Consider the following 26,866-nt stretch of genomic DNA (forward strand, 5'->3'; position numbering starts at 1 on the left):
CGACTCCATCGCAGCCCTCGATCTCCGCAGTATCATGCCGAGGCCCTTGACCGGCGGAGCTGGCTGGGTCTCAGCGGACGGAGCGCAAGCCGATCCCCGTCCGGCCAACCCCTGCGGGCTCCAGCGACTGGAACTACGCGTGGGGTCGTCCCGGCCCCGCGCTCGGCGGTATCCTCGCGGGCCTCGACTCCCAATTCCTGTTCTAGCTGATTGAGGCGAAACCGAATCACACCGGCACGCCGGTCCACCGCACTCGGTGTCCACGATGCCCAGGATCTGCGGCGCGGTTCGCTCAGTCAACCGAAGGCTTTTCGGCCGATCGGGCCGTCAGCCATGATCCGAACTGTAGGTCGGCTGAAACAGGCATTCATAGGAGGATTCTATGAACCCCACACAGGCGGACGCCCCGGCAGCGCGGTGGAACCCGCAACTGCAAGTAGGCGGCGGAACCAGCGCGTCGCCCTCGATCGCGTTCATGCAGGGCGGGCAGGGGGTCATCGCGTGGCGGGGCCCCGGCACCGATTCGCGCATCTTCTACGTCACCCAGGTCGACGGGGAGCGCTGGTCCGAGCAGCGGCAGGCGACCGGCAACACCAGCCACGGACCGGCCGTCGCCGCTTTCGGCCACAACCTCTTCATGGCGTGGAAGGGCGTGGACGCCGACCCGCGCCTGTTCTACGCGGTGAGCCGGGACAATGGTCGTACGTGGTCGGACCAAACGCAAGTCGGCGGCAGCACCAGCCATAGCCCCGCGCTGGCCGTGTTCAACGGTCGGCTGTACCTGGCTTGGAAAGGCGGCGGGGACGATCAGCGCCTGTTCTATACCTCCACCCCCGACGGGGGGACCTGGGACGGTCAGCGCCAGGCTGCCACGGAGGAGGCGCAGAGTGGCGACGGGCCCTCGCTCACTGTGTTCCAGAACCAGCTATACATCGGCTGGAGCGACCCTGCCGGGGCCGCCGGGACCGAGTGGATGTATTCCTCGGCCAGCCCGGACGGGTTCAACTGGCGCAAACCGGTGCGAATCTCGATAGATGGCGGCAGCGATCAGCGGCCCTCGATCACGACCAGCCGCAACCAGCTGCATGCGGTGTGGAAGGGGTACGCCGGGGATTCGGGGATCTACTACTCGACCAGCGTCGACGGCATCCGGTGGACGCCGCAAGAGCGCGCCGTGCCCGACGGCGGCACCAGCCACGCGCCGTCGCTGGCGGATAACGACCACCTGTGGATGGTGTGGAAGGGTGTGGACAGCGATGAGCGGATGTTCTTTTCTCAGGGATACTTCAACCCGGCTGGGTGATGGTGACGGTGCCTCTATTCGACGATTCGCCGGCCCACCACACCGGGCACCGCCGGTCGGCCATCACCGGAAGTTTGCCGCTTCACAGTTGAGGGCTGGCATGGCGTCAGCCCTGCGCGTCGAAAATCGGGATGTGCACGCGATGGGAAGCGCTGTCGGCCAACCGGTTTGGACAGCCGCCCAACGCGCGACCAGCGGTGCGGGTTCAGGCTCGGTGCTGCACTGTTGGGTGTGCAGGTTTGTGGTCAGTCGCGAAACCCCTTGCCCAGGACGGTGATCACTGTTTCGGGTGGGGTGCTCTTCGGGCGGTCGCTGACCTGTCCATCGCCGATTTCGATCAAGCGCCAGACTCCGTCTTCCCGCAGTGCGAAGTCGGCTGTCAGAAAAGGCAGACGAAGGTTCGCGATCAGTTGCCCGATCGGTGCGGGATCGAAATCGGTAGTGGGCAGATCCTGAGGCGTGTCGGGGTGAGGGCCGATCAACGTGCAGGTGCCGTCGACCCACCAAGTGCGTACCTCGGCCGATGAGAAACGCTCGAAACGTCGCAGAACGAATCCACCGGTCATGTCCTCACCACGCAGTTCCCGGAATCTCTGTGCCACACGCCAGGCGGAGTCCGCGTCGTCCAACTCGGGGATGAACGCCGCCTCATTCCAGTAGTGCTTCATCGACTTGGTGTAGTCACGCAGCACTGCGGGACCAGAACCGAGTTCGGCACGCGCACGGTCGAATCCCGCGTAATCATCACCGACGGTCCATACCGACCGCGGCGTCACGTCGGTGACCGAGGAATACCAGCCCGGCAGCTCGTGCGCCCGACGGTACTGTTCGGGACTGGTCCTCAAGGTGACCCCACGTCGTCGCAGTGCCGCGGCGAACGCGGCGTACTGCTCGCTACGCAACATCCAGCCGCGATAGCACGCCGTATCGCTCGTTCGCACCGCGCGAACAGCCTGCTCGGCACCGTCGGGTCTGGTCAACGCGTCGTGATCGACCAGCGCGACCTCCATTCCGGCCGCGCGGGCGGCATCTGCCTCGGCGGCGAAATGCTCATCGGCACGACGAGGACGAAGCACATCGGCGGGAACGAGCAGCATCATGGATCGCATCATGGCGAGCGAATCGTCGGTCCTCAAGTCGTTTTCGCACCGGATGCCCGGCCCGTCGGCAAGAGTGGATGTTCTGCGCCGCAGTCGATCTCGCCGCGCAGAACACCCGCCCAGCGGCTAGTTAAAGACTGGTACCAGGATCGGGTCCCGGCCAGGATTCGGTCCAGGTGCCCGGTGGGGTGCTCTCTCATGCGGCTGCCCACCGTCTCAACTGGTGTGGCTCTCTAATCGGCTTGCCTCCCACCGGGTGCCGTGCGGGGAGTGGCTCGAAAGGGCGCGGCATCGGCCCTTCCTCCGCGGCAAGGCTTTTGGCCGATACCGAGGATATCCACCGGTTCGGCAACCGGGACCGGTTCGCGTCCTGGAACGGCACCGCACCCCTGGACGCCTCTTCTGGACAACAACAACGACATCGACTGTCGCGCGCCGGCAACCGCAAGATCAACCGGGTCCTGCAAATCATGGCCGTGGTCCGACTCCGCCACCACACGCCCGGTCGCGTCTACTACGACGGCCCGCAGGACCGGCGGGAAGAGCTCGATGGAAGCACTACGAGCTCTCAAACGATGACTGTCGAATGTCGTCTACGCGCGGCTGCTCGCCGACCAGCAGCGGCGTGAATTGACGGGCCCGGGAGGGCAATCGGGAACGACTACTGACTCCAGCGCGACCGGCTCCAACCCGCCCACCGATCCTTCGGACAAGCCACAACCCGGACCCACCCAACAGGCACAGGGCCGCTGTTAGCTTCGAAGTATGGACACTTCACCTCCGAACGACTCGGGCCGTGCTGCGGCGTACGACCCGATCGCGGACGCTTACGCTGAGGAGAACGCGACCAGTCTCCTCAATGAGTACTACAACAGGCCTGCGATCCGTAATCTGCTTGGTGACGTGTCTGGTAAGCACGTGCTGGACGTAGGTTGCGGCTCCGGCCCAACGCTTGTCGACTTGCTCGAGGGCGGAGCTACTGTTGTCGGAGTTGACGGCAGCAAGGCATTGATCGACATCGCCCGGGACCGTGTCGGAAGCGGCCCAGAGCTGTACGTCGCGGATCTAGCTGACCCGTTGCCCTTCGACGACTCCACCTTCGACGACGTTGTTTGCTCTCTGACGCTTCACTACCTCGAGGACTGGCACTCCCCACTGACGGAGATCCGACGAGTTCTGAAGCCGGGAGGCCGCCTGATCCTCTCCGTGGAGCATCCGCTTGTCATGTGGTTCACCGCCCTCCAAGCAGGCAACACGACGAACTACTTCGCCACACGGCCTCGTCATGTGGCGGACATGGCAGGACAGGACGCCGACCTAACGTTTTGGGACCGGTCACTGTCGACGATGTTCAAGACCTTCTTCGACACTGGATTTCGAGTGACTCACCTCGACGAACCTGGCCCCGCCCCGGGTGCGCTGGAGCAGTTCCCAGAGTTCTTTGAAGATAAGGATGACCCCCGCTTTCTGGCCTTCCTGTTCCTGGTCCTCGTCTCGGAAGGTTGACGTCTACACAGAACTGGTCAGGGGCCTCTAGGTGCGCGACGCCGCTGGTGACAGACGTGGTGGTCAGTCACAGCTGCGACGGCAGGTCTGTCTGTCACATACAGATTGCAACTGTGACCGGGCGGAACGCGCGCCCAGCGGCAATATCGCTCACTCGCGCTGACTGAAGTCAGCCTGGATCGTTCTGATCACGACACGTCGAGTCCCGGATTCAGGGCGATCTCCTCGAGCAGCGCTAACGGCAGAAGCTCGGCGGGGGCGTCGGCGAAGGAGATTTGGATCTGTGTCCCGGACGGGCGGGTGACGGTGACTGTACGGTCAGTTCGCGGCGTGGACGCCAGCGCCGCACTTCGTTCTTCGTGGGTCTCGACCACAGTCCCGTCAGGCAGCCGCCTCGCGCTGCCATAAGAGGAAGTATCGGGCTCCTGCGGCAGGGGTTGCCCGGTGCTGATCACGATGGCCAACCGCGATTGCCGGCCGGGCGTGGTTACTCGAACCGCCTGGCACACGCCGCCGCCCCTTTCTCCTTGCAGCAGCGTCCCCAATGGCCGGTCCAGGGTCACACCGTCGAGCGGGATCTGCGCCAGCGCCGCATCCCATCGACGAGCCTGGGCCTGATCGATCACCGCGCCGGATTTCGAGAAGGGCAGGCAGACTTCGGCCGGGTTCGGCGTTCCGGGCGGAACCGGCGCGCTGATGCGTAGTTCGGGATCGGTCACGAGCGCGACGAGTTCATCGATGGCCAAGGGGACGGCTCGGGGACGGCCGCTGCCCTCAGCGGCTTGATCGGTGGCGTTCGCGTGGGCGACGGATCCGTCGGGCAGATAAGCGGTGGCGTCGCGCGTAAGGGTGCGAACCCCCTCGATCTCATACCAGGTGTCATCGGTATCGACGATCGTGCCATCGGGAAGGTGGCGCCGTTCGTCGAGTTCGCCGGCGACGCACGGTGGAATCGGCTTGGTGGCTTGGCGCACGGTCACCGACAGCGCGCCCTCTCGGTCACCGCGCAGCAGCGTGGCGTTCGCCCTGGTCCAACCGCCGAATCCCTTGTTCTGCGTGGCATCGCCGAGGATCGGCTGGAACACCAGCGAGCGCGTTACCGGGGCGAAGGCGATCTCGACATCACCGGGCAGCCCATCCCGCAGCGCCTGCGTCATCGCGCCCGCCTTGGGACCGGAGAACCACGGATAGGACGGATTATCGTATTCGTATGTGACGGAGTGAACCATCCCGAACGTTTGCCCTTCCCGCGGAGGTTCTACGACATCACAACCCGGGATCTGCACCGGAAACGCGACCGGCGGAGTGACATAGGAATTTTTGGCCCGATCTGTGGGCTCCGACGGCTCCGGCTCGTGCACCAGCCAGGCGATCAGGTAGCCGGTCACGACAATCGCGGCGCAGGTCAGACCCACCTTCCACCTGTTCACAGCCGGGGAGGGCTGGGCAGCGTCGTTGTCGTCACCGTTTTCCATGTCCGCCATTGTGTCTGCCGGTACCGACATGCTGCACACTCGTCGGCGGCCGCCATGCACGCACGCTCTTCGGCGATATCGGATGTTCTGCGCCGCAGCCGATCTCGCCGCGCAGAACACCCGCCCAGCGGCATGAGCGCGCGTTCGTGTGGGTCGGTTACTGTCGGCCGCGTGGATCTGCAGCCCGTCATCGATTCGGCCGAGCCCCTGACGCGGCGGGGTGAGTGGTTTGTTTCGACGCAGTGTATTCGCGTCGAAACGCCCAGCTTCGAGCAATTGGGGGAGCAGTGGCTCGAATTGGGTGTTCCCGCAACGCTCGTCGATCGTGTGCTGGATTTTCAGCGGCGCTGGGGTGGACTGGTCCTGCCGCCTTCTGCGGAATATGAGGGTGGGCCGAAAGTGCTATGGGCAGAGATGCTCGTAGACGCGGCGCGCGCAGATGCCGGCTGGTTCGGCGCGGGGGACGGCCGCGTATCGATGGCTTACGGGTTCACGATCGGTCCCGCCGGGGAATTCGGCATCAGCATCGACCCGTTTGTGCCCTTGCACGCCAGCATCGAAGGATGGATCGAATCGGTGGCGTTGGCTCACCACGCATCCCGGTCGGCCCGCCAGATCACCACGATTCGTGGTGACGAGATCGACGAGCTGGCGCTGCACGACTTCGAACCCGTGCCCGAGGTTCGGGGCCTGGCCGATACGTGGTGGCGAGGTCCGGATTCGCTCATCTCCATCCATACCGGAGATGCCGAATGCTTCGGCGTATCACGGTTGCGGGTAGCTCGCGTGTACGCCGGTCTCGACGGATGAGGGCTATAGGTGAACGTGCTATGCGTGCACCCACTGCCGGTGTCCGCTCATCGGCTAAGAGCCAAGAGCGGACGTTCTGTGCCGCAGCCAATCTGGCCGCACGGAACGCCCGCACTGCGGCATGACAGTGCGTTTGGATCTGCTCACAGTGGAGGTGAAGCCGAAAGGTGCAGCATCCCAGAGTGGATGGATTCGGCAAGCCCGACGAAATATTCAGGCTGGCGACCGTGCGGGACCTGCACGAGGTGATCGAGATTCATGCTCGTTACTGAGGCGAGAGAGACCTGCGCTCCTTGCGCGTGTCTGCTCTGGTGCACGAATTTGCTGAGACCAGTCTGGTAGCAGTGGGCGACGACGGATCCGTGGGTGCATCTCGGGTTTCGTCACTCCAGCACGTGAGCCAGAAATATCCCGCTCGATAAGGTGACGATCATGGAACGTCCGGACCCGAATTCTCCCAGCTTCAACGAAGCACTGCGAATTGCGCGTGATCTGGCACAGGATGCCAGCACGCTCGTCCACTATCCCCACCCGGGGCTCGAGAATGCCCAATACGGGCGAGGTTTCGCCTTCTTGGAGACGATCAGGACCGACAGCGGCGATACCGATGCCTATGTCCTGGTGACCACGACCCGTCGCGGCAGCGGGGTGCTGTCGATGGCCGAACGCACCATCGATGGGGTGATCGCCGAACACCTGGCCCAGGCAGAACACGAGAACAGGGATATCCCGGACAGCGAGCTCTCGATGGCGCACCGGATGGCACTGGAGGCATACGATGCCGGGCTCACGCGCATCCACGAGATGCCCGGTCGCCGGGCACTCGACGCGCAGCAGGCCGACTACGCCGAGTTCGTTCTACTGGTCCTGCGGCGCAACCACAACCAGGGCGGCTCCGGACGTAAGATCCTCGCCCACAACGATTTCTTGCTGAAAGGTCCGACAACCGGACGCCGATACACCCAGCCCTGCCCCCACTGCGGGCGGCCGACGTTTTACCAGGAACGCTACCCTCGTGCGGTCTGCGATCAGTGTGGCGGCCGCACTACTGACCGCTCCGGGCGCCGCGTTACCGGGTTCAACACCGATATGAGCGGCGGAATGATCGCCTACTACGCCGACACGGTCGAGGTATCGGACGGCTCCGGATACGAAGAATGCGTCGAGGTCAGCCGAACCGGTGCGTGTTTCATCGACGGGCGCCCAGCGACCATGCAGGAGGCTCGTTTCGGCGGGATCGTCGTCCAGTTGGACACCGCCGATCAACCAGATCAGGCATCGCCTCGGCAGGCCGCACAGCACGGTGACGGCCGCCTACGTCGCGCTTTCCGCCGGTTGCGACGCCAATAGAACATCACCGGCCGGTCCGCACATCGGGGCTCTCGTCGGCACTGCCGATCGGTTAAGTGAGTTGGCGAGCTGAAAATGTGGCACTGGGCACGTTTTCGGGTCTGGTCGCCGCTGTAAAGACGCTTCGCGAATGAAGTGACCCAAGAGAACTGGGGCAACGATTGGATACTGCGCCGTTTCGGACAGTGTCTAACCCGCGGGGCGAATGGACGAGTGCCCGACATTCGGCTACTTAATACTGGTGGTAGGGCCTGATCCCGGCCAGGATCGGGTCTAGATGCTCGGTGAGAAGCTCCGTAATCGGCTGCCCACCTGCAGTATTGGTGTGGCTCTCACATGGCTTGCGGCTCGCCGGGTGCCGTGGCGGGAATGGCCGGAGAGGGGTTTGCCCAGCTCGAAGTAGCGGTGCCTTCCCGCACGGACACCACCCGTCGGCTCGGGAAGGACGCCATTGGTGACGGTCATCATCGGAATGGACTCGCACAAACGCTCGGCCACGATCGAGATCATCGACCCCACCGGCACGGCGTTGGCGATGGGCGGCCGATACGGCACCGACAACGCCGGATATACCGCGAGGAAAAGCTTCAGCAGACGTACAGGCCGGAAAGCAACGGCAACTAGACCATGTCCTGTAGCCGCAACCCGCGCACCCGGTCGGTCCCTCGGTCGACCGGGCAGGGTCTGGCGAACGCACTATATTGCCGCTGCGCGGGCGTTCGGTCGGCCGTCCAGGCAGGCTCGCTCCAGATCGGTTGGCCGACACGGCATACGGCGCTGCTGCCCAACGCATGATATACCGATCTCCCAGCATCCGCTCCGAGATAATCCGCTGTTGCACACTGCTATTCATCACTCGGTACAGGGCGATATAGCTGCCGTGCGACAAGGGGAGTGCTGGTCGATTGACTACGCAGCGCCTCACGTTGCGATGGCCTGACGGATTGGCAGAATACGACCCCGAATCACTTCTTGGATACCCCCTAGCCGAAGGCTGCTTAGGGGGTTGCCCGTCCGAATGTTTTCGAATGGAATGACCATACGGTTGTGATTTCACCTCACCGTAATCGGACGGAAACGACAGTGATTCGTGAATGAAGGGGTTAATTGTGGATTTTGCGGCCATTCCCACGGAAACTTCGCTGCTGATCGTGCACACGGCCAGCGGGCGCTATATCACCCCGCAAGGACGTGCCGCGGGGGATGTGGAGGTGCGACTGTGGCGGGAGAACGTGGTTTCACAGGACAAGAGGGAGATGTGGGAGATCTATCCCGTTGATGGGTCGGGACTGGTGCGCTTCAAGAACACCGGCACCGAGCGCTGCCTGACGCTTAAGGAGGAACACTCCAACGCGGTCGTCTTCCAAACGGCTTGGGATGAGAACAGCCGCGGGCAGTTGTGGCGCCTGGTCCGTCTGGATCCGGCTCAAGCCGACTTCGTCATCGCCTCCGCCCTCAACGAGAACCTGGTCATCTCACCGAGGGAAGGCTCCCACGAAGGAGAGACCACCTTGGAGGTCGAGGACAAGGGCCCCTGGACCGATCAGTTCTGGCGTTGGCGCACGCCCCGGGGCTGACCCCATTCCGTTCCGGACCGGACTCGACGGCGGAGAGGCGATATTGACCGGCGGATCCCCTCGGTTTCGACACTTCACGGCGGGTCGCCCGCTTGCCGCGACCCGCGTTCGACCGATCGATCAAGCGCACACAACCCGGTAACGGCTGCGGCCCTGATCGCTTGCCCAGCAAGGCTTCCCGCGTCGAGCAGTGATGAACGTCGGCATGAGGCGCGGTGCCCGATATCTCATCGGGTCCGTTTCCTCATGCCGCGTTCCCGAACCGGACAGGCCAACTTTCCCGGCATCCGGCTCTCCAGCAACCATCGCAGCCGAAGCTGCGCCAGATATCCGACCCCGTTATGGCTCTCCGCATTTCGCGTACCTCCCGGGTCCCGGACATCCCGGTCAGCTGTTCCGCTTAGTGGTCGTTTCGATTGAAAGTCGAGCAGCCTCATGTGGGGCGCCATAAAGCGGACACATACGAGCTGGTGGCGGGGCCTTTTCGCAGTGGGGACGAATCCGAGTTGAATCACCGGGGTCTGGCCTGAAAGATAGTGCTAGCAAGCTATTTCAGCGCCGGAATCAATTCGTATCAAGCCTATTTGGCATGTGAGCGTGAAACTGGCCGGTCCACCGAAGGAGCACCAAATGCGCAACCGCACATTGTCACTCGCCCTGCTCGCAGCCCCAATTACCGCGGCATCCCTGCTCATTCTCACACCAGCCACTGCCCATGCGAACGCCGAGACTGTCGAATGCGATACCAGCCTCACCCCCAACGGAAGCCTTGTGACCGGCACCGGCTGTACTCTCAACGGAAATGCCAGCCCAGGACTTCTGACCAACTTCAAGGTTAAAGGCTTGGGTCTCGAGCTCGACTGCGTAATGGGGGCCCTTCAGAATGGTTCTATGGCTGGTTCCGGATGCAGGCAACTCTAACCGAGTAAGCAACTGCGGGTTGTACGCACAGCCTTACAACGCCTATGGTGCGTCTCCCAATAGCTTGAGCCATTCGACGATCAACGCCAGGATCAGCCCTGCACGGTAAGTCATGGCGAGTTTGTCGTACCTGGTGGCGACGGCTCGCCACTGTTTCGCCTCATTGAAGGCACGTTCGACCATATTGCGGCGCTCGTACGGAGTCCGGTCGAAGGCCGGTGACCGGCCACCGGCGCGACCGTTTACGGTTGGCGACCTGACCGGAGCGCTCTGGTGGCGAGGGTGGGCTCTTGGGGTCGGGAACCGTGGGGATTTCTCCGGCGTCCGCGACGCGCGCAGGATCGTTGCCGATGTCGATGGTGACGGTGTCGAGCAAATCTGGTGTGAGTTGCTCCTCGCCGGTGGCGATGGCTTCGGTGCAGTCGTCCTGGATGAGCCGTTCGAGCAGTCCGACGACGCCGCGGGTCCGCCGGAACAGATACTCCGGCATGGTGGCACCGGTGAGCATGTCCGGCCCGGCGGCAAACAGGCGCAGGCCTTGCTGGAGTCCGCTCAGGTGCGCGACCCAGCCCGCGATGGACTCGGGGGTGTCGTAACGGAACGGCTCCAGGTGCAGCAGATCGAAGCGTCGCTCGGTCTGTGTCGCTGCATGGTCGCCGAGATCGGCGGTCGGAGAGTGGAAGACCCATTGGCTGGTGCGGCGGTCGAGGTGGCCTTCGGGTAGCAGCCCTGAGCGTGGGATGTCGACGCCGATGAGCACCAGCGTGGTGTGCATGCTCATGAACGCGCGCATCAAGTCCAAGGTGTCCTGGTCGTCGGCGTGGTGCATCTTCAGCCGGGTGATGTCGTCCAGGATCAGCACCCGGGTGCCGTGATCGTGCAGGAGGCGCGGACCTGCCGGGTCAACTGCGCCAGGTTCAGGCGCGTGTGATCAGCGCCGTAAAAGTCCAAGATCGCCTGGCAAGTGGATTTCGGTTTGGCCGTGACCGGTGTCTGGACGTAGGCGACCGGGGCATGCAGATCCCGTCGCCGGAGCTCTACTACCAGTTGCTGCCGCCGCACCATGTTGGCATCGACGCCAAACGCGGAGCGTCCCGTCAGACGGTTCACGGGCATGGATCCGTCGCTGCCGGTCGCTGAACTCCAGGCAGCATGGGGTGCTCGATGAGCCGGTGATCTGCATCGGTAAAGCCGCAGCGGGGGGATCCGGTAAACGAGGGCTGCGCAAACGCCTCGACGAGTACCGCCGACACGGCGCCGGACAACCGGTGGCTCACTGGATCAGACGGATGATCTGGCAGTTGGCCGATAGCGCCGAGCTGCTGGTGGGCTGGAAGCGCACCACCGACGCGCGCGCCACAGCGAAGGTAATGATCGCGGATTTCGTGGCGATGTACGGCAAACGCCCCTTCGCGAACCGCACAGGATAGGACCAGTTCGTGGGTGGCCAGGCCGACCCGGCTCGGCCTGACCTCGGTGGCGCTGGCCGCCTATAACCAATGGAATTGCCGAGGCGATGGCACCGTCCTTCGGGCACAAAAGGGCACCCTGGCGATGCCGAGTACATATATAAAGTCGAGCAGTCACATCAAAGATCGACTAAGAACGTGCTGTCGACACTGCTCACGGCGCCTTTTCGGAGCATCTGGGTGGCATCGCAAAGTCGAGTTGAACCGGCGACAATCAGTGACATACTTGGATAACAGAACTTATGCATTGGAAATTTACACATTGGAGAAGCGCGTGAAATTCGTGAAGAGTGTCGTTGTCGTCGGAACTGCTGTGCTTGCTGCTGGCATGTTTAGCGTTGGTCCGGCGCAGGCCGAGCGGGTCCCTGAATGTGATAACAGCGCTTGGAAGCCTTACAAGCCGGCCTGGAACGTTGTTGCTGGCGACGGTAAACGAGAGGGGAATCTTTGCGGCAATGCGAGTGTCGTGGTCAACGTCTACCGGGAAACTGGCTGGTCGGACGAGCTGATTGCCTCCAGGGAGCAGACGTTCGCCACCGGGGTCTTGACCGCGACCTCCGAGCCCCTTTGGGTAAGCTGTGAAAGCTTTTACACTCAGATTCGGCTCAATGGTGAGACCAAGGCACAATCGGACACGGTTCGTCTTTGCTGAGTAGTTTACGTCGTAACGAGTGGCGATCATTGCCCGATAGGACTCGGCGGCTGGGCACTCGAAGTCTCGAACCGGGCCGAGCTATGAACTTCGCCCGACAACGAGCCACCCCACTGAACAGTTGGGAATCCGAGTCCGAATCTGGGTTAATCGCAACGACGGTGTCACCGGGCTGGAGTTCGTCGGCTCGGATCCGCAGCAGAGCGGGCCTGGGGAGTGGTGAGGTTCCGCCGTCAGACCGGCAACTCGACGGCGCCGCTGCTCCAGGGCAGGGTACGAGCGGCGACAGGTGCGCGAAGCGCACGATCGACTACGCCAGTGATCAAACGCAAGTGTCAGCATATCGGCCTTGTACGAATGATGTTGTGTGCAAATCGCTCTGGCCGCACCCAGGTATCAGAACGGCAACGACGAAGTGCCAGCTGCTGACGGTTCGGCCAGCGGCTCGCTCGTGGAGTGTTCGCCGCCCCCCGACTCGGATCGCCCCCACGGAGACGCCGCACTGAGTGGGCGCCTGGTGCTGCGATCTTGACCATCAATGGAACACGTTCTAGCCTGGAGTTCACATTTTCGAATCGTGCGTCGAATTGTCGACAGGAGAGTACGTTGTCGTATTTCACCGTTCTCCGGTTCAATTTCGCCAACCCGGGCGGTGATTCGCGTGTGCAGCAGGCGGCGGTCGGTGCGGCACTGGAGCTGGCGCGGTGGGGTGAGTCGAGGGGAATCGCCGCGGTCAGCGTGGACGAGCATCATGCGACGGGGCACGGCTGGTGCGCGAACCCGGTGCTGGCGGCGGGCATGTTCTTGTCGTCGACGCAGCACCTGGTGGTGAGTGTCGATTGCGCACTGGGACCGTTGTGGCATCCGGTCCGATTGGCAGAGGACATCGCCTTCGTGGATTCGATGAGCGGCGGCCGGCTGCACGTGACCCTCGGGCTGGGGTATCGCGAGGATGAGTACGAGCTTTTGACGGCGCGATTCGGCCGGCGCGGCCGCGAGATGGACCTACTGTTGGAACGGCTGCTTGCGGCCTGGGCCGAGGGTCCGGCGGCGGTCACGCCACGGCCGGTGACCAGGCCGCATCCGCATATCTATGTCGGTGGCGGAGTGCGGGCTTCGGCCGAGCGGGCCGCCCGGTTCGGTCTGCCGTTGAGCCTGCCCGATCATCTGCCCGAGGTCGCCGATCATTACCGCAGATTGTGCCGCGAGCGTGGCCACGAGCCGGTGGTGATCATGCCGCCCGCCGACAAGCGGGGAATGATCTTCGTGCACGAGGACCCGGATCGCGCGTGGGCCGAACTCGGACATCACCTGCTATGGGAGGCGACCACCTATGGACGCTGGGCAGCGGGTGGCGCGCGGTCCTATATGCACCTGCCCGGGGTGACCACGATCGAGGAACTGCGTGCGTCGGGGCGCTACCGCTTCGTCACACCGCAGGAGCTGGTGGGCGAACTGCGCGCCGACTCATCGCGGCAGCCGCTGGTGTTGCATCCGCTGGCCGGCGGCATGGCCGTGGAGCAGGCCTGGCGATCGGTGGAACTGCTTGCCGACGCGGTCCTGCCGAGACTATCCGCGGCCTGAGCCCGTCGCGGGCACCAGATCGGCGGTGGCCTCGGCGAAGGCGCACAGTGCCGCGCCGACGTGGTGGATGCGGTCGGTGTCCATCAAGCCGAGCGGTTGGGCCGACACGGACATGCGCACCCGGGCCGCACGGTCGCGGATCGGCGCGGAGATCGTGGCAACGGCGTGCTGCGGCGCGCCGGCCAGTTCGTCGGCGGTGAAGTCGATCGTGGTGAGTTCGGCGAACGCCGCGGCCACGCGGGCGGAAATCTCGTCGTGGGCCGAATTCTCGGCCAATGCGTGCATCGCACGGAAGACGCGGACGTATTCGCGGGTCGAGCGCTCGATGCCGTACCCGCGCTCGCGGATCTGCGTCAATGCCAGCTCGATTCGATGCGACAAGGCGGGTTCGAGCCCGGCTGCCGGTGCCGACCACTCGCGCAGCCGGGCGCTGTCTTCCCAGGCGACGAATTCCCGCCCGAACGGCAGCACGAACGGCAGCACCAGGCCCTCGGCGATCAGCGCGGGCCGCGTCGGGTCGGCGGAGGCCGCCAGCAGCACCACCAGCGTCCGATCCTGCGGTTCGGTCAAGAAGACCGGGACACCCAGCTGCCTCGACAGCTCACGCAGGTGCGGCCGGAAGGTGCGTTCCACGGCAGTGTCGGGTGCGGCCAGCGCACGCAGCGCGGGCCCGATCCGGTAGCGCAGCCGCTCGTCACGGGTCACCCATTCGTCGGTGTGCAGGGTCGCGAGGATGGCGTGCCCGGTCGCCCGGCTGATGTGCAACTGCTTGCAGATCTCCGCCAGCGACAGACCGCTGCCCGGAGTGCGCGACAGCAACTCCACCACCTCCACCACCCGCTGCGTCGGCGGGGAGGAGGGCATGCTCGCAGGGCCTTGACCGTCGACTGGAACCTGTTCTACCGTCGGGTTCATATATTCGATACTACATCGAATATTCGACACCGCCAGTGAAGGGTGCGCTCATGCCCAGTCGTGACCAGGTCTGCACGGCCGTCCACCGTTCCGTCGATCCGGTGCCGGACGTCCACGCGCGGATCGGAGAACCCGCATGAGCAAGGTCATCCGCGTCCGCGACCTGGCTGACCCGCAGTTGACCGACATTCAGCGGGCCGCCCTCGAGACGGCGGCGGCGCACCCGGTGGCTCTCGACGTGGAATCGGTCCTCGCGGTGGCGCGCCACCGCAGCGGGCTCGACGATTTCGGTGCCGACGATTTCCGGGACCGCCTCGCGCTGTGGCTGGCCGAGGTCGACGCCGACAGCAACCGCACCGCGCTGGGCCGAGCGATGGTGTTCCGGCTCGTCACCCGGTACGCGACGACGCGGACGAAGCTGGTCGATCTGCTCTCCCGCCATCCGCAGATCCTCGACGAGCCGGTGCGGGCGCCGATCGTCGTGGTCGGGCTGCCCCGCTCGGGCACCACCCACCTGGTGAACCTGCTTGCCACCGACGAACGATTGCAGTCGCTGCCGCTGTGGGAAAGCTACGAACCGGTCGATCCACGCTGCGAGCGCGTGCCCAAACCCGAGGACCAGCGCCGCGCCCGCGCGCTGGCCGAACACGAGCGCAGCGTAGCGCTGCTGCCGTATCAGCAGGCTATGCATCCGATGACCCCGGACCACGTGCACGAGGAAATCGAGTTGCAGGGCCCGGATTTCGGCAGCTACACCCTCGAATGGGTCGCGCATGTGCCGGGCTGGCGCAACCACTACCTCGCCGAGGACCAGACACCGCGCTACCAGTGGATGAAACAGACCCTGCAGGCCATCCAATGGATGCGCGGCGACCGCCGACGCTGGGTGCTGAAATCACCGCAGCATCTCGAACAGCTGGGTCCGCTGCTGGCCACCTTCCCCGACGCCACCATCGTGGTGACCCACCGCGACCCGCTGTCGGTTGTGCAGTCCGCCGCGACGATGATCGCCTACTCCTCCCGGCTCAGCGCACACCGGGTCGACCCGGGCTCGACCTTCGACTACTGGGTCGACCGCATCGAAACCATGCTGCGCGCCAGCGTGCGCGACCGCGCACTGCTGCCCACCGAACGCACCGTCGACGTCGCCTTCACCGACTTCATGGCGGACGAGATCGGCACACTCGAGCGCGTCTACACCGCGGCAGGACTCGACTTCACCAGCCAAACCGACAGGGCCACCAAGTATCTGGCCGATCACCCACGTGGAAAGGACGGCCGAGTGCACTACGACATGCGCACGGATTTCGGCGCCGACCCGGCTGCCGTTCGGCGCCGGTTCGACTTCTACATCACAGCCACCGATGTCGCCGAGGAGGTTCGATGATCTCCCCGCTCATCGCCGAACGCCCATCCGCCACCGCCATCCGCCCGGCCACCGGCCCCGCGACACCGGTCGCCGACGGCATCTGGATGTCGGAAGGACTGTCCAATTCTTTCCTCGTCACCACCACCGCGGGCCGGGTGATCATCAATACCGGTATGGGGTTCGAGGCGCCACAGCACCTGCGGGCCTACGCCGCAGTGGCCCCCGGCCGAACCCGCTACATCCTGCTGACCCAGGGCCACGTCGACCATGTCGGCGGCGTCGACACCCTCTGCGAGCCGGGCACCACCGTCATCGCCCACCGCGCCAACGCCGCCTGTCAAGCCGACGACGCGCGCATCGCGGCCTTCCGTGCCCGGCGCAGCTACCCCTTCTTCGCCGAGGCGATGAGCGCCGCCGCACGCGCGGCCCGACCCGGGGATCCGGCACCGGTGCAGTCCACCCCGACCCCCGATATCGCCGTCGACGACACCTACGCCTTCGAACTCGGCGGGACCCGTTTCGAACTGCTGTCCACGCCCGGCGAAACCGTCGACTCGCTCACCGTCTGGCTGCCGCAGCGGCGGATCGCGTTCGTCGGCAACCTGTTCGGCGCCCTGTTCGGCCATTTCCCCAACTTCAACACCATCCGAGGCGACCGCGTCCGCGACCCACTACAGTTCATCGCCTCCGCCGACCGGGTGCTCGCCTTGAAGCCGGAACTGCTCTGCGTCGGCCACTTCGCCCCGATCCACGGGGCCGAGGTGATCCGCGCCGAGATCACCAAGGTGCGCGACGCCGTGCGCTACGTCCACGATGCGGTGGTGCGCGCCATGAACGACGGCACCGATGTACACACTCTGATGCGGGAGTTGCGACTGCCCGAGCACCTGTGTGTCGGTGAGGGCTACGGCACCGTCGCATGGGCGGTACGGGCGATCTGGGAACTGTACGCCGGCTGGTTCCACGCCGGCTCCACCACCGAACTGTATGGAATACCGGCCCGCGACGCGCACCCCGCCCTGGTGGCGGTGGCCGGTGCCACGGCCCTGGTGCACGCGGCCGACGACGCACTCCGGCAAGGACTTCCGCTGCGCGCGGTGCAGCTGGCCGAGGTCGTGCTCACTGCGGAACCGGACAACCATGCCGCGCTGCGCGTGTTCCGGGACGCGCACATTCTCCTCCGCGATGAGCATCGCGGCGCCAATTTCTGGCTGCACCGCTGGCTCGAACTGTCGATCGATACCGCGGACAAGGCGCTCGAGGAGGGCAAATGAGTTCTGTCACTTACGATTTCGCTGACACGTCGGTGCTGGTGACCGGCGGCACCCGTGGCATCGGCCACGCCGTCGCCCGCGCCTTCAGCCGCGCGGGCGCCCGGGTCACCGTGACCGGGACCCGAGCCGATCCCGCCTCCTATGACACCGATCTGAGCGAATTCGCCTACCAGCAGGTCGATCTGGCCGATCCGGAGACGGTGGACGCGCTGGTCGACCGGCTCGGTGCGGTCGAGGTGTTGGTCAACAATGCCGGTGCCACCTTGCCGGGCGGACGCGACGAATGGCAACCCGACACCTTCTCCGCCGCACTCGCCATCAACCTGGTCTCGCCGTTCCGACTCACCACGGCATTACGCACTCGACTGGCCGACAGCGCGGCGGGCGCGGTTGTCAACACCGCCTCCCTCGCCTCGTTCTTCGGTCAGGAAATCGTCCCTGGCTACGGGGCGGCCAAAGCTGGGATCGTGCAGATGACCAAGACACTGGCGGTGGCGTGGGCACGCCACGGCATCCGCGTCAACGCCGTCGCACCCGGCGTGATCGAAACCGACATGACCGCACCGATGCTCGCCTACGACCAGCTCGTCACACCCCTGCGCGACCGCATCCCCGCCGCGTGCTTCGGCACCCCCGACGACATCGCCGAGGTCGTGCTGTTTCTATCCAGCCCCGCCGCCCGCTACATCACCGGGCAGACTGTCCTGGTCGACGGAGGATTCTCCATCCAGGGCTGAAAGTCTGGCTGCCGCTTCGTTGGGTTGTCGATGCCGGGGTCGCTCCGAACTCAGAGCACACCGAACGACCGCAGCCCCGCTTCGTCTTTCGGTACGCCGGGGATTCGTGCCGCCATCTCGGGAGGCAGCTTCATCTGCAACAAGGTGCGGTCCGGCAGTTCCTCTGCGCCTCGCACCACCACAGTGCCGCGCAATAGATCCCGCAGAGCTGACGCACTGTTCTGGACCGTAGCGGGCGGGGCGAGCATGGCGCCGCGCAGCATCCAGCGCGGCCCATCGATGCCAACGAACCGCAGGGCGCGATCACCCATCGCGGCTGCCACTTCGTCACCCCAGCTGCCGGGTTCGCGGCGCACCGTGCGGCAATTCTGACGCAGGCCATCCATGAGTTCTGGGATGACCTTCTCCCACAACCCGCCGGAAGATGGTGCGGCGTAAGCGGTCACGGTGAACCGCCCGAGCGGGGTTTGCCAATGCACCAAACGCACGATCGAGTCGTCGCAAGCCATATCGACTAGAAACTCACCCCAGGCAGGCACCGGGATCCGTATCGAACGGAGATCGAGCCGACGCACGTTATCGTCGGGCGCGTCCATTTCGTCGTAGGGCCCGCGCCCGTTCGGGCCGATCGGACGCGCCGGACCCTCCCCACCTAGCTGGTCGGTCACACCATAAGGCTATCCAGCAGGTCGTTGCCGCAGTAGCCACCAGAGCTGACGGCACCTGTCCCCGTACGCAGCGGTGCGGGATCGTGTCCGGAGATTGGCATCGCGGCTGCTCGGGAACTGTTGGAGGAGACCGGGTTTGAGGCGGCCTCGGTGGAGGTCCTCGGCAGCACCTGGCTGGCGGCATACTCCGCGCAGCGGTTCACCCCAGTGGCGCGCGGGTGCCGACGGGCGGCCACGTCGGTGACGGTCTCCGGCGGCGCCTCCAGGTAGAGTCGCGTCCCTGGCTCGGTGCCCGAAGCCCGCACCGCGAGATGCCCGGATCCTGTGTGTGAGAACAGGATCACGCCGTCTGCCGTCGTCGACCTGTCCAAGCCGGGCAGTCTTGTCTGCAGGATTTTCAGTACAGAGTCCAGGTTCGGTATGTCATCGTGGGAGAAACTCTGCGTGCGTCCGCTCGCCGATTGGGACGATCCCGATGGCGGTTGCGCCGACGGGAAGCGGGGCGCGTCACAAGGCGACCATTGGCCCGCAGTCCGCGTTGGCGGCATCGACCGAGCCCGCACAGCCGTCGGGTTCGGCACCGCGACCTGCCGACTCATGCGACGCGTCGTCGGCGACGGTGTCAATTGCGCGCAGCGGGCGGGCGCAGCATGCTTTCGGGCGGCTGCTCGTATCGGTCCGTTCACGTGTTGTCGGCGGAATGCCCGTTTCCCCTGGGCGCGAAGCGCATACGCGCGGTCGCGTCGAGGTCGACCTGAAGGGTATTCAACAAGATGGCCGTGCAGGAGTACCACCCGACGATGATCATCAACTCGACCATTCCCCGATCGTCGAGATGATGGTGTGCCCGGTCGAACACATCGTCCGGCACGTCGCCGTTGCCGGCCAGCGCGGCCGCGACCAGCGCGAAGACGGCGCGGTCGGCGTCGGTGAACACGGCGTCGCCGAATTCCTGCGCGGTGAGTGCGTCCAGCTGGGCCCGGCTCACACCGACCGTCCGCGCCGGGATCTCGTGCTGGACTGCTATGTACTCGCAGCCACGACGGTGCCCGATGAGCAGGATCACCATCTCCCGCAGCCGAGCGTCCAGCGTGGTGTCGGCCAGGTTCGCACGGGCGAGTGCGTGGAAGGGCCCGACCACCCCCGGGCAGTGCGCGATCATGCGGCTGATATTCAAATCTCCGAGTTCGTTCACCCGCGCGCGGACGTCGGGTGGCAGGGCATCGAGATCGCCGTAGGGCAGACGGACCATCAACACCTCCATGAGTTAAATGGTCAGCGGTTCGGTCTGCTGCGAGGAGCCTTGCAAAAAGCATTGGGAATTCGGCGCCGGGCGGATCTATTCGTCCAACCCTCCGAGTGAAAAAAGCCTTGCTTCGAGCTGGAAAGCCAGCTGTGAGCGTTACTACCTCTCGGCCGTCACGACGGACGTTACCCCCGCGTTCGATAGAGGACCGTCGTTTGCTCGAGTTTCCCGAAAATCGGGCCAAGGCCTCGCGGTCGAGCGTGGCCGCCAACTCGCCGACACGGAGCAAGACGATTATCACTGCCTCGGAGAGCATTCATCCGGCTACGATACTCAAATGCATGAAAATTCATGAAGCTGGACTAGTCATGCAAAAGGTGCGGCCTCTGCGGCGCACGATCTCGACAACGCGTTTTCAAACCACCTACGACGCGGAAGCGAGCTGGCATGTCGACCGGGAAATTCGTTGCATCGGTAATCCTGGCGGGTGCCGAACCCGGCGGCTGTGTGGCCGCGGGCGGAGCCGCCGCCTCGCGCCTGACTGGGCTGGAGCAAGCTCTTACAACTTGGTGCGAACCAGCCGAGAGCCGGCTATGAGCGGCCCGGCGAGCGAGCGGACGGACCCGCTGCGCGAGAGCAGCACGCGGGCGGGGATGCAGTTGGCGATCAACATCCCTAATTTCGGTGATTTCGCCGATGCGAGGACAGTGGCGGCGGTGGCCGCGGCGGCGGAGCAGGCCGGGTGGGACGGGTTGTTCGTGTGGGATCACCTGGTTTACGACAAGCGTCCTGGTCGGAAGTTGGGGGACCCGTGGATGCTGCTGACCGCGGCGGCGCTGGCGACCAGCCGGATCCGGCTCGGCACCATGATCACGGCGGTGGCCCGTCGTCGGCCACAGCAACTCGCCCGGCAGGTGGCCACCTTGGATCGCATCAGTGGGGGCCGGGTGATTCTCGGGGTCGGTTTGGGAGGTCCGGTGCAGGAGGAGTTCGGCAGCTTCGGCGAGGCGACCGATCCCCTCGTGCTGGCCGAACGCCTCGACGAGGGTTTGGAATTGCTCGACCGGTACTGGTCGGGAGAATCGGTGACTCACCACGGGAAGCATTTTCAGGTCGAGGACGTCACCCTGCTGCCTACGCCGGTGCAGCGGCCGAGGGTCCCGATCTGGGTTGGTGGTGGGTGGCCCAAGCGCGCGCCGATGCGCCGGGCCGCCCGCTGGGACGGTGCGGTGCCGATGTTCACCTCGGTCCCGCGCGGGCAGGCCCCGCCTGCGAGTGAGGTCCGCGACCTGCTGGCCTACGTCAGCGAACACCGCGGCGATCGACAGAACCAGCCCTTCGACCTTGTCGTGGGCGGGATGCTGCCGACCGATTCTGCCGAAGCGAGCGACCTCCTCGGGCCGCTGGCCGAGGCGGGCGCCACGTGGTGGCAGGAAGCGGGACCGCTCGACGCCGGAATCGACCAACTGCCGTTCGTGCTGCGCCGCATCGCGAACAAGCCCCCAACGAGATGACCTCCCGGCTCGCAGTGGTGTCAGCGACAGCTGAACCGAATCCGCCGACCAGAAGTACTCCCGCGAACCGGAGAACCTTGACTGGAGGAATCAATGGCACACGGCGATCGAGTTTCCCTGTTCACGGTCGGGCACGGGATCATTCCCGGGGCCGAGTTCGAAGATTTGCTGGTATCGGCCGGAATCGGGCTGATCGCCGATGTTCGGGCGGTGCCGCGCAGCCGTCGACACCCGCAATTCACAGGGACGACGATGCAGAAGTGGCTGGGTGATGTGTCGATAAAGTACGAGTGGGCCGAGGGCCTGGGCGGCAAGGGCCGAGACCCGGACCCGGACTCGGTGAATACCGCGCTGCGCCACCAGGGTCTGCGAGCCTACGCCGATTACATGCGCACGCCGCCGTTCTGGCACGCGCTCGACGACGTGCTCCGAGAGGCTGCCTCGCGGAGGACCCGACCAACAAGCGTTTGGCGAATCCTCCCGGATGCTGCTCGGGTAGTTGCCCGGCGCTGTTCGCGCGGTATGCGGCATGAGCGGATGTTCGTTCAGGAGTGGAAGGTCGTAGCAGACGTGGAGTAAACGCGCTGCCTCCGGTGTTGTAGCACCTGTTGTTGCAGCGATCACAGCGGGCTGGGTGATGGTCCACCCGGGAAGGGACGGAGCCGATGAGCCTTCGTCAGTTCGAGTACGCGCTGGCCGTGGCCGAAGCGGGATCGGTGACGGCGGCGGCGGAGTTGCTGCATGTCGCTCAACCGTCGATGTCGCAGCAGATCCGCAACCTGGAGCGGGAATTGGGCGTGGCGCTGTTCGCGCGGACACCGGCCGGACTGGTGCCCACCGTGGTGGGTCGTGCGTTTCTGCGGGAGGCGCAGGTAGCGGTGAGTGCGGCGCGGCGGGCGCGGGCGACGGCGCGAGGCGGTGCCGAGGAGCTGGTGGGGGAGTTGGTGGTCGCGGCGCAGATGGGCTTTGGTACTCGGCAGCTGCCGGTCGTGCTGAGCGCGCTGCGCCGCCGCTTTCCGCGCCTGGAGGTCACTGTCTTCGAGGAGCCGAGTTCAGCCGAGCTGGAGCGGCTGTGTCGCCAGGGCGTGCTGGATCTCGCTTTGATGGCGGCCTGCGATCGTGGCCCCGCCGACGCCCAGCACCTCGGCTACGAAGAGTTTGCCGTGGTGCTGAGCGCCGGGCATCGGCTGCTCGACTCGGAGCGGGTTGAGCTGTGCGAGCTGGAGGGGGAATCGTGGGTGCGGTTCGACCGCGACAGCGCGCTCGACGGTGTGCTGACCGGCGTGCTGCGCGACAACAAGCTGACCCCGACCACGGCCGCCCGCGTGTCCCAGACGGCGACGGCCGTGCGCTGGGCCGCGTACGGACTGGGAGTGACGCTCGTCCCGACCTCCGTGGTGCCCCACGGTTACGAGCACCTCGCTCGCCCGGTGGTCCCGGCCGTGTCCCAGCCCGTCGTCGCCGTGGTCCGCCACGACGCGGGTCCGGCGGAGGCGGCCCTGCTCGAACTCCTGCGTGAGGAGAGCTGGCACAAGCCCGCTCAGAGCTGGGTGACACCTCCGTCCGCAACGAACTCGGTGCCTGCCGCGTAAGTGGCATCGAAGGCGAGAAATGCTGCCGCCCTGGCAATTTCGTCGGGGGTGCCGAAACGCCGCATGGGATTGTCCGCGACCCGTTCCGCTTTGAACTGCTCGGCGGCCTCCGCGGTCATCGTGTTTTCCAAAATTCCCGTGTCAATGGGACCGGGGCTGATCGCGTTGACACGAATTCCACGTGGAAGCAGCTCGCGGGAGAGGCTGCGGGCCATCGAGCGCAGCGCCGCTTTGCCCGCCGCATAGACGCTGGTGTGCGGCAAACCCAGGACGTTCGCATTCGAGGTCGTGAGGACAACGCCCGCGCCCGGGCTGAGCAGCGGGGCGAGCTTCTGCACTGTGAAGAATGCGCCTTTGACATTGATCGCGAACAGCTCGTCGAACATCTGCTCCGTTGTCGACTCGAAGGGCGTGAGGGAGGCGATGCCGGCGTTGACGAACAGGGCCTCGATCGTGCCGAGTTCGGCCGTTACCCGCTCCGCCAGCGCATCGAGGTCGGATAGTGCGGCCACATCGCCTCGGACGGCAATCGCGTTCTTGCCCAGCCGTTCGCGCGCGGTATCGAGGCCGGCCTGCGAGCGGCCGGTAATCACCACTCGGGCTCCACCTTTCACCAGCAGCTCCGCCAGCGCGAACCCCAAGCCGCTGCCGCCACCGGTGATCACCACATTCTTGTCGTTGTATGCACCCATGCCGGGATTCCTCCGTTGTTGTTTTCCGAACCTGTTCAGCCCCTGGGGAATTCGCCGCCGTCGACGACGATGCTGCTTCCGGTCAGCCAGCTTGCCCGTGGCGAGACGAGGAAAAGCACCGCGTTGGCGATGTCGGTGGGCCGGCCATCGCGCCCCAGCGGTGGGGCGGTGTTGTCCTGGCCCGGCCCCGCATCCAGGCGTGCCCACTGCTCCCGCGTCGCCTCGCCGCCAGGGGTGGCGGTTCTGCCGGGAGATACGGTGTTGACCCGGATTCCGAACGGTGCCAACTCCGCAGCCAATCCGCGGCTGTAGTTCTCCAGTGCCGCCTTCGCTGTCGTGTAGTGCAGGAACGGCGGTGCCACCGTGGGGACCGCGGCCGAGGAGATGTGCACGATCATCCCCGAACGCCGGTCCCGCATCCCTGGTGCCACCAGCGAGTCCAGTCGCACCGATGCCAGGAAGTTCAAATCCAGCGCGTCCTGCCACGCTTGGTCCGGGATCGCCAGTGCGCCTTGGTAGGGACCCGCCCCGCCCGCGTTGTGGACCAGGATGTCCACCCCGCCGACCATCTCCTGCGCGGCTGCGGCGAGCGTCTCCGCACCGGCCCGAGTTCGCACGTCGGCCGCCACGAAGGCGGCCCCCTCCGGTACCGGGCTCGTTTCCGATCGGGCGGCCGCAAGCACCTCGGCGCCCGCGTCCAGGAGTTGGCGCACAACGGCGGCTCCGATTCCGCGAGTACCGCCGGTCACCAGGGCCCGCTTTCCCACGAGTTCTCCTGTTCCCGAACCGTTCTCGACCGTACTCATGTCCACTGTCCTCTCGATTGCGTATTTGACGGCTCGACGAAAAGGCGCGATGTGCCCCCGGGCACGAATCTTCGGAGAATCGCGGTTGGGCACCTAATCGAGCTATTTCACGGTATGCCAGCGAAAGAACGACAAGCAAAGACGAAAATTCAGTAGGCACCATAGGAAATTCCTATACAGTCCCAAACCTTTCGCTCGTGGCGACAAACGCCGATCTCCGGCTGCGGTACCTCGCGCAGAGCTTCCATCCGTAGCGGAGGATCGGCCAAACACGTTGTAGCTCAATGGTTCGACGCATACTGGTGCACGCCGGATCAGGAGTCTGCGCCCCGCTCGCTACACGGGACGCCACCGATCCGGCGAACGACCGTAAGAACATGGCCGACATGTACCAAGCACCAGTTGATATTCGGAACGCAAGGGCACCCGGGTAGGGTCTCAGAATCCGTGGCACACGGTGGCTGCGTGACCGGCTGGTTTCTTGGTTGTCTCACGGTGTGGCCAGCTGTGGTCGTCGCAATTCGCTGGCATTTCCTGAGCCGTCAGAACTGGCTCGTCGGACCCAGCGCCATGATCGCCTCGCTGAGCTCAGCCGCGGACTGTGCCACGGACTGGGAAAGGGTGGTGTCCGGCTCGGCCAGCCAGCGGGGCATGGCGTGCCGGTGGATCGCCAGCACCACGTCGATTATGAAGCGCGCCTTGCCGGGTTCGACGCCGCGACGTTCGATCGCTGGGACGAGTGCGTCGGCGATGGAGTCGAGCTTGATCAGCTCGCGCTCGGCCAGTGCCGGGTTGGCGGCGATCACTTTCCCCCGGCGTACCAGAAATTCGCGCGGGCGAAAGATCTCCTCGGCGGTTCCCAGTGCGGCCAGCAGCGCCTCGAACGGCGTGAGGCCCGGGTCTGCCGCCTCGAGCTGGGTGACGAGGTGCGCCTCGACCTCGTCACCGGCGAAGAGAACTTCCCGCTTGTCGGGGAAGTAACGGTAGAACGAGCGCTCCTTCAGACCGGCGGCACCTGCGATCTGCGCGACCGAGGTGCGGTCGAATCCTTGCGACTCGAATAGCTCGAGCGCCGCGCGCTCGAGCCGGCCCTGTGCGTCGGACTCCCATCTCGGCATACACACCAGCCTACGACAGCAGCATCTGTTGTCATGACGTACGGTGGGCGACAACAGATGCTGTCATCACGAGGTGGGTGTCATGAAGGCTCTTCAATTCGACCGGTTCGGTTCCCCTGACGCGATTGTGCTCCGCGACGTCCCGCGGCCGGAGCCGGGACCCGGCCAGATCCGGATCGGCGTGCGGGCATGCGGCCTGACACCGGCCGACTGGCACCTCGTCAACGGTCTCCTCGCCGACCAACTGCCACCGCTGCCGCGCGGGCTCGGCCTCGAGATCGCGGGCACCGTCGACGCACTCGGCGACGGCGTCACCGGCGTCCGGATCGGCGACCGCGTGTTCGGCCCGGCCACCTTCGACGGCCCGACGGCCGGTGCTGCCGAGTACGCACTGATGCCGGCCTGGGCGCACATTCCCGACGGCGTCACCGACGAGCAGGCCGCCGCGCTGCCGATGGCGGCCGAGACGGCATGGCGCGCGCTCGACGACCTCGGGGTCCGGCCGGGCGAGCTGCTGCTCGTCCACGGCGCGGGCTCTACCGTGGGCGAAGCGGCGGTGCGCTTCGCGCTGCACCGGGGAATCCGTGTGATAGCCACCGCCGGGCAGACCCGGGCCGCAGCCCTGGAACAGATCGGCGCCCGAGTAACCGCCTACGGCGACGGCATGGCCGAACGTATCAGGGCACTGTCCGAAGGTCCCGTCGACCGCGCCCTGGACACGGCGCCGACCGGCGGCCGGATCGACCGCGCCGACCAGCCCAGCCCGGCCGGCGGCTCACTGCCGACCCTGATCGAACTGACCGGCGACCCCGACCGTGTCCTCACCGTCTCGGACTTCGCCGCCGCGGCCGATCTGGGCGTCCGGATCACCACCGAGATCCGCTACGACCAGATGGACGAGTTCGCCCGGCTCGCCGACGAAGGCATCCTGGTCGTACCGGTCGCCCGCACCTACACGCTCGACCAAATCCAGAAAGCGGCCGAACTCAGCCAATCCCGCCACCCCGGCGGCAAGCTCATGCTCGTCCTGTGAGGCATGACCGCCCGACAGCCCGAACCCTCCTGCCCCGGAACACAACTGGCGAAGATCATCAACCACCAATCAGCCGGAACAGGGAGCCGAATCTCAAAATCATGGCCAACTGGCCACGCTATGGCCAATCGTTCTGAGATTTGGCCACGAGTTCC

28 protein-coding genes and 1 pseudogene are annotated in these 26,866 nt (G+C 65.4%); 18 read left to right on the forward strand and 11 right to left on the reverse strand.

Annotated features, from left to right (window positions below):
• Positions 1–382 precede the first annotated feature (382 nt).
• Positions 383–1,303 carry a hypothetical protein gene (locus ACFK0J_RS16135; protein ID WP_378740999.1) on the forward strand — a complete coding sequence of 307 codons (921 nt, stop codon included), beginning with the start codon at positions 383–385 and terminating at the stop codon, positions 1,301–1,303.
• Between the two features lie 245 nt (positions 1,304–1,548).
• On the opposite strand, the gene ACFK0J_RS16140 is transcribed toward ACFK0J_RS16135, so the two are convergent.
• A complete protein-coding gene (locus ACFK0J_RS16140) occupies positions 1,549–2,403 on the reverse strand; it encodes an ATP-grasp domain-containing protein (protein WP_378741001.1) in 855 nt (284 codons plus the stop codon).
• 188 nt (positions 2,404–2,591) lie between these two features.
• Here ACFK0J_RS16140 and ACFK0J_RS16145 point away from each other — a divergent pair, with 188 nt between their 5' ends.
• On the forward strand, positions 2,592–3,032 hold the full coding sequence (locus tag ACFK0J_RS16145; RefSeq protein WP_378741003.1) for a transposase: 441 nt from the start codon (positions 2,592–2,594) through the stop codon (positions 3,030–3,032).
• A gap of 136 nt (positions 3,033–3,168) precedes the next feature.
• Positions 3,169–3,909 (forward strand): class I SAM-dependent methyltransferase, encoded by a 741-nt coding sequence (locus ACFK0J_RS16150; protein WP_378741004.1) that lies wholly within the window; start codon positions 3,169–3,171, stop codon positions 3,907–3,909.
• Between the two features lie 188 nt (positions 3,910–4,097).
• On the opposite strand, the gene ACFK0J_RS16155 is transcribed toward ACFK0J_RS16150, so the two are convergent.
• Positions 4,098–5,384, reverse strand: coding sequence for a hypothetical protein (locus ACFK0J_RS16155; RefSeq protein ID WP_378741006.1), 1,287 nt, complete (start codon positions 5,382–5,384; stop codon positions 4,098–4,100).
• A gap of 171 nt (positions 5,385–5,555) precedes the next feature.
• Between ACFK0J_RS16155 and ACFK0J_RS16160 the strand changes: the two genes are divergently transcribed.
• The 4 genes from ACFK0J_RS16160 (at position 5,556) to ACFK0J_RS16175 (ending at position 10,042) form a co-directional block, all read left to right on the forward strand.
• Positions 5,556–6,194 (forward strand): hypothetical protein, encoded by a 639-nt coding sequence (locus ACFK0J_RS16160; protein ID WP_378741008.1) that lies wholly within the window; start codon positions 5,556–5,558, stop codon positions 6,192–6,194.
• A gap of 432 nt (positions 6,195–6,626) precedes the next feature.
• Positions 6,627–7,544: a hypothetical protein gene (locus ACFK0J_RS16165; RefSeq protein ID WP_378741010.1), complete on the forward strand. Its 918-nt coding sequence runs from the start codon at positions 6,627–6,629 to the stop codon at positions 7,542–7,544.
• A 1,109-nt stretch (positions 7,545–8,653) separates the two neighbouring features.
• Positions 8,654–9,121 (forward strand): RICIN domain-containing protein, encoded by a 468-nt coding sequence (locus ACFK0J_RS16170; protein WP_378741012.1) that lies wholly within the window; start codon positions 8,654–8,656, stop codon positions 9,119–9,121.
• A 630-nt stretch (positions 9,122–9,751) separates the two neighbouring features.
• Positions 9,752–10,042 (forward strand): hypothetical protein, encoded by a 291-nt coding sequence (locus ACFK0J_RS16175; RefSeq protein ID WP_378741014.1) that lies wholly within the window; start codon positions 9,752–9,754, stop codon positions 10,040–10,042.
• A 160-nt stretch (positions 10,043–10,202) separates the two neighbouring features.
• Here ACFK0J_RS16175 and ACFK0J_RS16180 read toward each other — a convergent pair whose 3' ends face one another.
• Together ACFK0J_RS16180 and ACFK0J_RS16185 are read right to left on the reverse strand one after the other, a co-directional pair.
• Entirely contained in the window at positions 10,203–10,904 is a 702-nt protein-coding gene (locus tag ACFK0J_RS16180) for a hypothetical protein (RefSeq protein ID WP_378741017.1), read from the reverse strand.
• Positions 10,898–11,152 (reverse strand): hypothetical protein, encoded by a 255-nt coding sequence (locus tag ACFK0J_RS16185; protein WP_378741020.1) that lies wholly within the window; start codon positions 11,150–11,152, stop codon positions 10,898–10,900. Before ACFK0J_RS16185 ends, ACFK0J_RS16180 begins: the two co-directional genes overlap by 7 nt.
• Before the next feature lie 47 nt (positions 11,153–11,199).
• Between ACFK0J_RS16185 and ACFK0J_RS16190 the strand changes: the two genes are divergently transcribed.
• The 3 genes from ACFK0J_RS16190 to ACFK0J_RS16200 all read left to right on the forward strand — a co-directional run bounded on the left by ACFK0J_RS16190 (position 11,200) and on the right by ACFK0J_RS16200 (position 13,747).
• Positions 11,200–11,472, forward strand: coding sequence for a hypothetical protein (locus ACFK0J_RS16190; RefSeq protein WP_378741023.1), 273 nt, complete (start codon positions 11,200–11,202; stop codon positions 11,470–11,472).
• Between the two features lie 313 nt (positions 11,473–11,785).
• Positions 11,786–12,163 (forward strand): hypothetical protein, encoded by a 378-nt coding sequence (locus tag ACFK0J_RS16195; protein WP_378741025.1) that lies wholly within the window; start codon positions 11,786–11,788, stop codon positions 12,161–12,163.
• 606 nt (positions 12,164–12,769) lie between these two features.
• Entirely contained in the window at positions 12,770–13,747 is a 978-nt protein-coding gene (locus tag ACFK0J_RS16200; RefSeq protein ID WP_378741027.1) for an LLM class flavin-dependent oxidoreductase, read from the forward strand.
• On the opposite strand, the gene ACFK0J_RS16205 is transcribed toward ACFK0J_RS16200, so the two are convergent.
• Positions 13,733–14,611: a helix-turn-helix domain-containing protein gene (locus tag ACFK0J_RS16205; protein ID WP_378741030.1), complete on the reverse strand. Its 879-nt coding sequence runs from the start codon at positions 14,609–14,611 to the stop codon at positions 13,733–13,735. The genes ACFK0J_RS16200 and ACFK0J_RS16205 overlap by 15 nt on opposite strands.
• 187 nt (positions 14,612–14,798) lie before the next feature.
• On the opposite strand from ACFK0J_RS16205, the gene ACFK0J_RS16210 reads away from it, so the two are divergent.
• From ACFK0J_RS16210 to ACFK0J_RS16220, 3 genes are read left to right on the forward strand one after another with little or no spacing between them, the layout of a single operon-like run.
• A complete protein-coding gene (locus tag ACFK0J_RS16210) occupies positions 14,799–16,049 on the forward strand; it encodes a sulfotransferase family protein (protein ID WP_378741032.1) in 1,251 nt (416 codons plus the stop codon).
• A complete protein-coding gene (locus ACFK0J_RS16215; RefSeq protein ID WP_378741034.1) occupies positions 16,046–17,305 on the forward strand; it encodes an MBL fold metallo-hydrolase in 1,260 nt (419 codons plus the stop codon). The genes ACFK0J_RS16210 and ACFK0J_RS16215 overlap by 4 nt, the downstream gene beginning before the upstream one ends.
• A complete protein-coding gene (locus ACFK0J_RS16220) occupies positions 17,302–18,042 on the forward strand; it encodes an SDR family NAD(P)-dependent oxidoreductase (RefSeq protein WP_378741036.1) in 741 nt (246 codons plus the stop codon). The genes ACFK0J_RS16215 and ACFK0J_RS16220 overlap by 4 nt, the downstream gene beginning before the upstream one ends.
• A gap of 50 nt (positions 18,043–18,092) precedes the next feature.
• Here ACFK0J_RS16220 and ACFK0J_RS16225 read toward each other — a convergent pair whose 3' ends face one another.
• Entirely contained in the window at positions 18,093–18,710 is a 618-nt protein-coding gene (locus tag ACFK0J_RS16225; protein WP_378741038.1) for a DUF3710 domain-containing protein, read from the reverse strand.
• 99 nt (positions 18,711–18,809) lie between these two features.
• Between ACFK0J_RS16225 and ACFK0J_RS16230 the strand changes: the two genes are divergently transcribed.
• Positions 18,810–18,980, forward strand: a complete 171-nt coding sequence (locus tag ACFK0J_RS16230; protein ID WP_378742863.1) for an NUDIX hydrolase — start codon at positions 18,810–18,812, stop codon at positions 18,978–18,980.
• Here ACFK0J_RS16230 and ACFK0J_RS16235 read toward each other — a convergent pair.
• Positions 18,968–19,309 (reverse strand): annotated as a pseudogene (locus tag ACFK0J_RS16235) (hypothetical protein); the annotation flags it as partial. The gene ACFK0J_RS16230 and the pseudogene ACFK0J_RS16235 overlap by 13 nt on opposite strands.
• An 83-nt stretch (positions 19,310–19,392) precedes the next feature.
• Positions 19,393–19,974, reverse strand: coding sequence for a carboxymuconolactone decarboxylase family protein (locus tag ACFK0J_RS16240; protein ID WP_378741040.1), 582 nt, complete (start codon positions 19,972–19,974; stop codon positions 19,393–19,395).
• A gap of 575 nt (positions 19,975–20,549) precedes the next feature.
• Between ACFK0J_RS16240 and ACFK0J_RS16245 the strand changes: the two genes are divergently transcribed.
• The 3 genes from ACFK0J_RS16245 (at position 20,550) to ACFK0J_RS16255 (ending at position 23,062) form a co-directional block, all read left to right on the forward strand.
• Positions 20,550–21,470 carry an LLM class flavin-dependent oxidoreductase gene (locus ACFK0J_RS16245; protein ID WP_378741041.1) on the forward strand — a complete coding sequence of 307 codons (921 nt, stop codon included), beginning with the start codon at positions 20,550–20,552 and terminating at the stop codon, positions 21,468–21,470.
• 93 nt (positions 21,471–21,563) lie between these two features.
• Positions 21,564–22,049, forward strand: coding sequence for a DUF488 family protein (locus ACFK0J_RS16250; protein ID WP_378741044.1), 486 nt, complete (start codon positions 21,564–21,566; stop codon positions 22,047–22,049).
• Between the two features lie 86 nt (positions 22,050–22,135).
• Positions 22,136–23,062 carry a LysR family transcriptional regulator gene (locus tag ACFK0J_RS16255; protein WP_378741047.1) on the forward strand — a complete coding sequence of 309 codons (927 nt, stop codon included), beginning with the start codon at positions 22,136–22,138 and terminating at the stop codon, positions 23,060–23,062.
• Here the strand turns inward: ACFK0J_RS16255 and ACFK0J_RS16260 are convergent.
• From ACFK0J_RS16260 to ACFK0J_RS16270, 3 genes are all read right to left on the reverse strand, one after another.
• Positions 23,011–23,754: an SDR family oxidoreductase gene (locus tag ACFK0J_RS16260; protein ID WP_378741049.1), complete on the reverse strand. Its 744-nt coding sequence runs from the start codon at positions 23,752–23,754 to the stop codon at positions 23,011–23,013. The two genes, ACFK0J_RS16255 and ACFK0J_RS16260, sit on opposite strands and share 52 nt — an antisense overlap.
• 35 nt (positions 23,755–23,789) lie before the next feature.
• Positions 23,790–24,560, reverse strand: coding sequence for an oxidoreductase (locus ACFK0J_RS16265; RefSeq protein ID WP_378741051.1), 771 nt, complete (start codon positions 24,558–24,560; stop codon positions 23,790–23,792).
• A gap of 542 nt (positions 24,561–25,102) precedes the next feature.
• Entirely contained in the window at positions 25,103–25,678 is a 576-nt protein-coding gene (locus ACFK0J_RS16270) for a TetR family transcriptional regulator (protein WP_218469673.1), read from the reverse strand.
• 82 nt (positions 25,679–25,760) lie between these two features.
• Between ACFK0J_RS16270 and ACFK0J_RS16275 the strand changes: the two genes are divergently transcribed.
• Positions 25,761–26,711: an NADP-dependent oxidoreductase gene (locus ACFK0J_RS16275; protein WP_378741053.1), complete on the forward strand. Its 951-nt coding sequence runs from the start codon at positions 25,761–25,763 to the stop codon at positions 26,709–26,711.
• The last annotated feature ends 155 nt before the right edge of the window (positions 26,712–26,866 follow it).

The sequence above is a fragment of the Nocardia brasiliensis genome, from assembly GCF_042691675.1.
Classification (GTDB): Bacteria; Actinomycetota; Actinomycetes; order Mycobacteriales; family Mycobacteriaceae; genus Nocardia; species Nocardia brasiliensis_D.